Annotated in this window: 1 protein-coding gene; it reads left to right on the plus strand. The window is 71.9% G+C overall.

The annotated features are described in order from the left end of the window. On the plus strand, positions 1–9,660 hold a 9,660-nt coding region (locus AC07FV_RS34665), incomplete at both ends, for an amino acid adenylation domain-containing protein (protein ID WP_479091732.1).

Genomic DNA, 9,660 nt, shown 5'->3' on the forward strand with positions numbered 1-9,660 from the left:
CGCGATGACCGGGAGGAGGTCCTCTGCCATCTCTTCGCGGACGTCCTGGGTCTGGAGCGGGTCGGTATCGACGACAGCTTCTTCGATCTGGGCGGACACTCCCTGCTCGCCACCCGCCTCGTCGCCCGCATCCGCACCACCCTCGGCGCCGAACTGTCCGTCCGCGCCCTGTTCGAGGCTCCGTCGGTGGCTGTGCTTGCCGAGTCGTTGTCCGGTGCGGGGCGCGCCCGTGCCCGGGTCACCTCCCAGCCGCGTCCGGAGCGGGTGCCGTTGTCGCCGGCGCAGCAGGGACAGTGGTTCCTGCACAAGCTCGAAGGCCCCAACGCCACCTACAACATCCCCATCGCCCTGCGTCTGACCGGCACCCTCGACCAGGACGCCCTGCGTGCCGCCCTCACCGACGTCACCGCACGCCACGAGAGCCTGCGCACGATCGTTGTCGACGCCAGTGCGGGTGCGTATCAGGAGGTCCGTCCGGCGGACGAGGTAGCCCCGGTCTTCGAGGTGCGTGCCGTAGCGAGTGAGGGCCTTGTGGGCGCGCTGGCCGACGCGGCCGGGCACGCCTTCGACCTGACCCGTGACCTGCCGCTGCGCACCACCCTGTTCCGTCTCGGTGAGACCGAGCACGTCCTGCTGCTCCTGGTCCACCACATCGCCGCCGACGAGGGCTCCTTCGCGCCCCTGGCCCGGGACCTGACCCGCGCCTACAGCGCCCGCACCACCGGCCAGGCACCCACCTGGGCACCCCTCCCGGTCCAGTACGCCGACCACACCCTGTGGCAGCGCGATGTCCTGGGCACCGAGGACGACCCCGACTCCGTCCTGAGCAAGCAGCTCGCCTACTGGACGCAGAACCTGGCAGGCCTCCCGGCCGAGCTGGACCTGCCCACCGACCGGCCGCGGCCCGCCACCCCGTCCCACCAGGGCGGCACCGTCACCTTCACCATCCCCGCCGACCTGCGCGAACGCATCGAGACACTGGCCCGGCAGGAACAGGCCAGCACCTTCATGGTCCTCCAGGCCGCATTGGCCGTACTCCTGTCACGACTGGGAGCGGGCACCGACATCCCCATCGGCTCACCGATCGCGGGGCGGACGGACGACGCGGTCGAGGACCTGGTCGGGTTCTTCGTCAACACCCTCGTCCTGCGCACCGACCTCACCGGCAACCCCACCTTCACCGAGCTTCTGGCACGCGTCCGGGAGACCGACCTCGCCGCCTACGCACACCAGGACATCCCCTTCGAGCGGCTCGTTCACCATCTCAACCCGGAGCGCTCCGCCAGCCGTCACCCCCTCTTCCAGACGGTCCTGAACTGGAGTGACGAAGCCGAACGACGGGCTCTCCTCGAGTCCACCGAGATGCCCGGTCTGAGCGTCGAGCACGAGCGTGCGGTCTCGGGGGCGGCGAAGTTCGACCTCGTCTTCCAGGTTTCCGGCCTCAGTGGCGGAGAAGTGGAGTACAGCGTCGACCTGTTCGACCGTGCGTCGGTGGAGTTGCTGGCGGAGCGGTTCGTGCGGGTGTTGGAGGCTGTGGTGGGTGAGCCTTCGGTGCCGGTGGGCCGGGTGGAGGTGTTGCTGCCGGGGGAGCGGGCCGAGTTGCTGGCCGCGCTCGCTTCCGGTGGCTCCGTCGTCCCGGTGGTGGGTGCGGGGGTGACGTTGGTGTCGTGGTTCGCGCGGCAGGTGGCGTTGTCGCCGGGTGCGGTGGCCGTCTCGTGTGACGGTGTGTCGCTGTCGTACGGGGAGTTGGACGCTCGGGCGAATCGTCTGGCGCGGTTGCTGGTGGAGCGGGGTGCGGGTGCCGAGCGGCTGGTCGCGGTGGCGCTGGAGCGGTCGGTCGATCTGGTGGTGGCGCTGCTGGCGGTGGTGAAGGCGGGCGCCGGCTATGTGCCGGTGGACCCGTCGTATCCGGCGGAGCGGATCGCCTACGTCCTCGATGACGCGGCCCCGGCGTTGCTGGTGACGACAGGCGAGGCTCTGCCGGAGCACGTGGGTGATGTGCCGAGGATTCTGCTGGACGATCCGGCGACGGTCGCCGACCTGGCGGACCGGTCCGCTGATGTTCTGGCGGACGTGGTGGTGCGGGCGGAGCATCCGGCGTATGTGATCTACACGTCGGGTTCGACGGGCCGGCCCAAGGGTGTGGTGGTCTCGCACGGGCAGGTGGTGCGGCTGTTCACCCAGACCGAGGGCTGGTTCAGCTTCGGTGGCGATGACGTGTGGACGCTGTTCCACTCCTACGCCTTCGACTTCTCCGTGTGGGAACTGTGGGGCCCGCTCCTGTACGGCGGCCGCCTGGTCGTCGTGCCGTTCACGGTCTCCCGCAGCCCCGCCGACTTCCTGGAGCTGCTGGCCGCGCAAGGGGTGACGGTCCTCAACCAGACGCCTTCGGCGTTCTACCAGCTGATGCAGGCCGATCAGGAGAACCCGGCCCTGGGTGACGGGCTGGCGCTGCGGTATGTGGTCTTCGGTGGTGAGGCCCTGGACCTGGGACGCCTGAGCGCCTGGTACGCACGTCACCCCGAGTCGGCGGGCGGACCGCGCCTGGTCAACATGTACGGCATCACCGAGACCACCGTGCACGTCACCCACCGCGCCCTGGACGCGGACACGGTGGCCGGGCAGGCAGCGTCTCTGATCGGTGAGCCGATCCCGGACCTGCGCCTGTACGTCCTGGACAACGCCCTACAGCCCGTGCCCGCCGGTGTGACCGGTGAAATGTACGTCTCCGGTGCCGGTCTGGCCCGGGGTTACCTGAACCGGGCCGCTCTGACCGCCGAGCGGTTCGTCGCCGATCCCTACGGGCCGGCCGGTACCCGCATGTACCGCAGCGGCGACCTCGCTCGCCGCCGGGCGGATGGGGAGCTGGAGTACCTGGGGCGGGCGGACGACCAGGTCAAGGTCCGCGGATTCCGGATCGAACTCGGTGAGATCCAGACCGCCCTGGCCCAGCACCCCGCCGTCACGCAAGCAGCCGTCATCGTCCGCGACGACCGCCTCATCGCCTACACCACCGGGAATGCGGTCACATCCGACGACCTGCGCACGCATCTCACGCAGTCGCTGCCCGCCTACATGATCCCGGCAGCCTTCGTCACCCTCGACGCCATCCCGCTGACCGCGAACGGCAAACTCGACCGCAAGGCCCTCCCCGACCCCGACCGCGACACCACCACCGCCTCCTCCCGCGCCCCCCGCACCCCCCACGAAGAAGTCCTCTGCCACCTCTTCGCCGACATCCTCGGCCTCGAACGCGTCGGCATCGACGACAGCTTCTTCGACCTCGGCGGCGACAGCATCATGTCGATCCAGCTGATCAGCCGGGTTCGTCGAGCCGGACTGAGCCTGTCGGCTCGGGACGTCTTCGAGCACAAGACGGTCGAGGCGCTGGCGCCGCTCGTTGCCGTGGACGACCCGAAGGGCGGTGCCGCCGCCGAAGAGGACAGGGCCGGTGTCGGTGCCGTGCCTCTCACGCCCGTCATGCACTGGCTCGCCGAACGCGGGGGGCCCGTCGACCAGTTCCACCAGGCCGTCGTAGTGCGCGTACCGGCTCGAGCTGATCGCGAACGACTGGTCATCGCCGTGCAGAAGCTGCTCGACCGCCATGACGCACTGCGTCTTCGCCTGCGTACGGACGACGCGTGGACGCTCGACGCACTGGACGTCGGTCGAGTGCCCTCCGCGGACGCGGTCCTGAGCCGGGTGGACGCGTCCGAGATGGACGGTCCGGCGCTGGAGGACCTGATGCGGGCGGAGGGGGAGCGGGCGCGGCGAGAGCTCGACCCCGCCTCCGGTGCGCTGGTCCGGGCGGTCTGGTTCGACCGTGGCCGGGAGCTTCAGGGACGACTCCTGCTGGTCGTGCACCACATCGCGGTGGACGGTGTGTCCTGGCGCATCCTCGTGCAGGACCTGGAGGAGGCGTGGCAGGCGCTCTCGGAGGGACGCGAGCCCGTACTGGGGCAGGTGGGCACCTCGTTCCGGAGCTGGGCCCGCAGGCTGACCGAGGCCGCACCGGGGCGGGAAGCGGAGCGGACCCTGTGGGAGGGGGCCCTGGCCGGACCCGACCCGTTGCTCGGCGACCGTCCCCTGGACCCGGCGCGCGACACCTTCGCCACCGCGCGCACCCTCGAACTGCGGCTGTCCTCCGAGGTCACCCGCACCCTGCTGGGTGTGACGCCCGCGCTGTTCCGGGCCGGCGCCGACGAGGTGCTGCTCGCGGCCTTCGCGACCGCGGTGACCAGGTGGCGGAGCGAACTCGGCACTCCCGGGGCCGATGACGTGCTCCTCGACCTGGAAGGGCACGGCCGGGTGGAGGAGGCCGCACCTGGTGCCGAACTGTCGCGCACGGTCGGCTGGTTCACCAGCATCCATCCGGTGCGGCTGGCACCCGGGGACGGCCGGAACGGCGCGTCCGACCCGGGCACGGTGCTGAAGCGCGTCAAGGAACAGCTGCGTGCCGTACCCGACAAGGGTCTCGGTTTCGGGCTGCTGCGGCACCTCGCCCCGGGAACGGCATCCGACACCGAACTGGGCCGGGTACGGCCCCAGATCGGGTTCAACTACCTGGGCCGGATCGCCGGTGCGGCCCCGGAAGGCAGTGCCGAGGCCGCGGACTGGACGGCCGTTCCGTTGGCCGGTGCCATCGAGGACCCCCGACTCGCCCTGGCCCACACGGTCGAGGTCAACGCCGCCACGCACGACGGCGACCACGGACCCGAACTGGTCGCCTCCTGGACCTGGGCCGGTGAGCTGCTGGACGAGGCGAGCGTGCGGGACCTGGCCGAGGGCTGGTTCCGGGCGCTGGAAGCGACGGCCGAGCACAGCCGCACCCCCGGAGCGGGCGGTCTGACCCCGTCCGACGTGCTCCTGACGGGCATCACGCAGCCCGAGATCGAAACGCTGGAGGCACAAGCAGCCCAAGCAGCCCAAGCAGCACAAGCAGCACAAGCAGCACAAGCAGTCCGGGCACAGGTACTGGAAGACGTGCTGCCGCTGTCCCCCTTGCAGGAGGGACTGTTCTTCCACAGCGCCTACGACGACTCGGCCCCCGACATCTACACGGCCCAGCTCGCCGTCGACATCGAAGGCGCCCTCGACACCGACGCCCTGCGCGAGGCCGCGCGGGACGTGCTGGGGCGGCACAGCGCCCTGCGCTCGGCGTTCCGCAGGACGGCTTCCGGGCACGCCGTGCAGGTCGTGGTGAGCGATCCGCCGCTGCCGTGGCGGGAGGTCGATCTGACCGGGTCGGACGAGCCGGTCCGGGAGGCCGCGGCGGCCCGCGTCCTCGAAGAGGAGTACGGCACCCGGTTCGACCTGGACCGGCCGCCGCTCCTGCGCTACGTGCTGCTGCGACTCGGCGCGGAACAGTGGCGCCTCGTCCTGACGAACCATCACATCATTCTCGACGGCTGGTCGTCCCCCGTGCTCGTGCGGGAGCTGCTTGCCCTGTACGCGCGGCGGACGGGCCGGGAGACCGGTACCGTCGGCCTGCCGCGGGTCCGGCCGTACCGGGACTACCTGGCGCACCTGGCCGCCCGGGACCGGGACGCCGCCCGAGCCGCGTGGAAGGAGGCGCTGGCCGGGCTCGACGAACCGAGCCGGCTGGCTCCGGTGGGGTCGGGGAGGGCCCCGCTCGCCCCCGCACGGCTGGAGTTCACCCTCGGCGAGGAGGACACGGCGGCCCTCGCCGCACAGGCCCGGTCGTCCGGCGTCACCCTCAACACGCTGGTCGAGGCGGCCTGGGCGATCGTCGTCGGCCGGCTCACCGGGCGGGACGACGTCGTCTTCGGTGTCACCGTCTCCGGCCGTCCGGCGGACCTGGAGGGCGCCGAGGACATGGCCGGCCTCTTCATCAACACCATCCCGCTGCGTACCCGGGTCAACCCGTGGGAGACGGCCGCCGAGTTCGCCGGCCGGCTGCAACGGGAGCAGACGGCCCTGCTCGACCACCAGTACCTGGGCCTCACCGAGATCCAGCAGCTCACCGGCCTGGGGGAGCTGTTCGACACCTCCATGGTCTTCGAGAGCTACCCGCTGGACGCCGACGCCCTCGGCGCGCTGGCGGGGCGCTCGGGCCTGACGCTGACCGGGGCCACGAACCGGGACGCCACGCACTACGCCCTCGCGCTCGTCGCCGTACCCGGTACGCGCCTGGCGTTCCGCCTCGATCACCGGCCCGACGTGTTCGACGAGCGTGGCGCACGATCGGCCGCCGACCGGTTCCTGGACGTGCTCCGTGACCTCGCCCACCGCCCGGACCGCCCGGTCGGACGCGTGGACCTGCCCGCACCCGCACCGCGCGACCGGTTCCTCGCCCTGGCGAGCGGGCCGACCCGCGCCCTGCCCGATGCGACGCTGCCGGATCTCTTCCGCACCCGCGCCCGCGACACCCCGGACGCGCCCGCAGTCGCCCATGAGGGCACCGTGCTGACGTACGCCCAGCTCGACGAGGCGTCCGACCGGCTGGCCGGCCGGCTCGACGCGGCGGGACTGGGACCCGAGCGGATCGCCGCCGTCTCCCTGCCCCGGGGCGCCGAACTCGTCGTCGCGATCCTGGCCGTCATGAAGACCGGGGCGGCCTATCTGCCGGTCGACCCCGACTACCCCGCGGACCGCATCGCCTACATCCTGCGCGACGCGTCGCCCGGTGCGCTGGTCACCACCCGCACGCTGGGCGAGCGCCTGGCCAGGATCGCCGGAGCCGTCACCGACGGTGCGGGCGAGGCGGCCGGCACCTCCGGCACAACCGTGTCCGAGCTGCCCCGCATCCTGGTGGACGTGGTGGACGACCTCGGACAGGCCCCGGCCGCGCACGGTCACCCGACCTCACCGGACCGGACCGCCCGACCGGGCAACCCGGCCTACCTCATCTACACCTCCGGCTCGACCGGCCGCCCCAAGGGCGTGGTCGTCACCCACGGCGGCCTCCCCAGCCTCGCCGCCGCGCAGATCGAGGCGTTCGGCGTCGACGCGGACAGCAGGGTCCTGCAATTCGCCTCACCGAGCTTCGACGCGTCCGTCTCCGAGATCTGCATGGCCCTCGTGGCGGGTGCCTGCCTCGTCCTGGCCCCGCAGGAACGACTGATGCCGGGGGCGCCGCTGGCCGCCCTGCTCGACGAGCAGCGGATCACCCACGTGACCCTGCCGCCGTCCGCCCTGCCCTCGCTCCCCGAAGGCGCCATGAACACGGTCACGACCCTGGTCGTCGCGGGCGAGAGCTGCCCGCCCGACCTCGTCGAACAGTGGTCGCTCGGCCGGCGCATGCTCAACGCGTACGGACCGACGGAGGCGACGGTCTGCGCGACGATCAGCACCCCGCTCACCGGCCGGGTCACTCCGGCGATCGGCGCACCGATCACCAACTCCCGCACGTACGTCCTCGACTCCGCGATGCGCCCGGTCCCCGACGGGGTCACGGGTGAGCTGTACCTCGCGGGCGCCGGCCTCGCCCGCGGCTACCTCGGACGCCCGGGCCCGACCGCGGAACGCTTCGTCGCCGATCCTTACGGACCGGCCGGCTCCCGCATGTACCGCACGGGAGACCTGGCACGGCGGACCGCACAGGGAGAACTGGAGTACCAGGGCCGCGTCGACGACCAGGTCAAGGTCCGCGGCTTCCGCATCGAACTCGGCGAGGTGCGCGCCACGCTGACCACCGCGGCGCAGGTCGCCGACGCCTTCGTCATGGTCCGTGAGGACCGCCCCGGAGACCGCCGACTGATCGCCTACGTGGTGCCGGGCGCCGACGCGGTCGTCGAACCCGCCGCCCTGCGCGCCCACGTGTCCGCGGCCCTGCCCGCCCACATGGTCCCGTCGGTGTTCGTGGAACTCGACGCGCTCCCGCTCACCGCGAACGGCAAGGTCGACCGCAAGGGCCTGCCCACCCCCGACCTGGGCGGTGCCACCGCAGGCCGCAGGCCGCGCTCCCCGCAGGAGGAGATCCTGTGCGGGCTGTTCTCCGAGGTCCTCGGCGTCGCCGTGCCCGGCATCGACGACAGCTTCTTCGACCTGGGCGGACACTCCCTGCTCGCCACCCGCCTCGTGAACCGGGTGCGCACCACCTTCGGGGCCGAGATCCCGGTCCGCCGGCTCTTCGAACACCCGACGGTCGCGGGCCTGGCCGCCGTCCTCACCTCCGCGGAACGGGCCGGCGTCCCGCTGACCGCCGGTCCGCGCCCCGAACACGTCCCCCTGTCCTTCGCGCAGCAACGCCTCTGGTTCCTCGACCGCTTCGAGGGCCCGAGTCCCACCTACAACCTGCCGACCGCCCTCCGGCTCACCGGCACCCTGGACCGGCACGCCCTGAAGACGGCGCTCGCGGACGTGGTGGAACGCCACGAGTCCCTCCGTACCGTCTTCACGGGGGAGGCCAACGACGTCCACCAGACGGTGCTCTCCCCGGACCGGGCCCGCCCCGACCTCCCCGTCGAGCGGATCGAGCCGGACGACCTGCGGGACCGCCTCACCGACAGGGCCCGGCACGGCTTCGACCTCGCGGAGGAGATCCCCCTCAAGGCGTGGCTGTTCGAGCTGGCTCCCGAGGAGCACGTCCTGCTGGTGCTGCTCCACCACATCGCGGGCGACGGCTGGTCCATGGGCCCGCTGGCCCGGGACCTGACCACCGCGTACGCCGCCCGGGTCGCCGGACGCGAACCGTCCTGGACCCCGCTGCCGGTGCAGTACGCCGACTACACGCTGTGGCAGCGAGACGTTCTGGGCGCCGAGGATGACGCCGAATCGACCGCCTCCCGTCAACTCGCGCACTGGAAGCGTGAACTGGCGGGACTGCCCGCCGAACTGGACCTGCCCGTCGACCGCCCCCGGCCCTCGGCCCCCTCGCACCGTGGCGACTCGGTGCCGCTGAGCGTCCCGGCCGAGCTGCACCAGCGCCTCGAGGAACTTGCGCGCGCCCACGACAGCAGCGGCTTCATGGTCGTGCAGGCGGCGCTGGCCGTGCTCCTGTCCCGCCTGGGTGCGGGTACGGACATCCCGATCGGCTCGCCGATCGCGGGGCGGACGGACGACGCGGTCGAGGACCTGGTCGGGTTCTTCGTCAACACCCTCGTCCTGCGCACCGACCTGTCCGGCGACCCCACCTTCACCGAACTCCTCGCCCGCGTGCGAGAGACCGACCTGACCGCCTACGCGCACCAGGACCTCCCGTTCGAGCGCCTCGTCGAGGCCGTCAATCCCGAGCGTTCCCCCTCTCGGCACCCTCTCTTCCAGACGGTCCTGGAGTGGAACAACGACGAGGAGAGCGCTGCACTCGACACAGTGGCCCAACTCCCTGACCTGACGGTGACGACCGAACGCGCCTCCACCGGAGCGGCCAAGTTCGACCTCGTCTTCCACGTCTCGGCGGCCCGCGACGCCAAGGGCAACGCCGGAGGACTGTCGGGAGAGGTCGAGTTCAGCGTCGACCTGTTCGACCGTGCGTCGGTGGAGTTGCTGGCGGAGCGGTTCGTGCGGGTGTTGGAGGCTGTGGTGGGTGAGCCTTCGCTGCCGGTGGGCCGGGTGGAGGTGTTGCTGCCGGGGGAGCGGGCCGAGCTTGTGGGCCCGTCTGCTGCCGGTGACTCCGTCGTCCCGGTGGTGGGTGCGGGGGTGACGTTGGTGTCGTGGTTCGCGCGGCAGGTGGCGTTGTCGCCGGGTGTGGTGGCCGTC

The organism is Streptomyces sp. NPDC045956, from assembly GCF_056430705.1.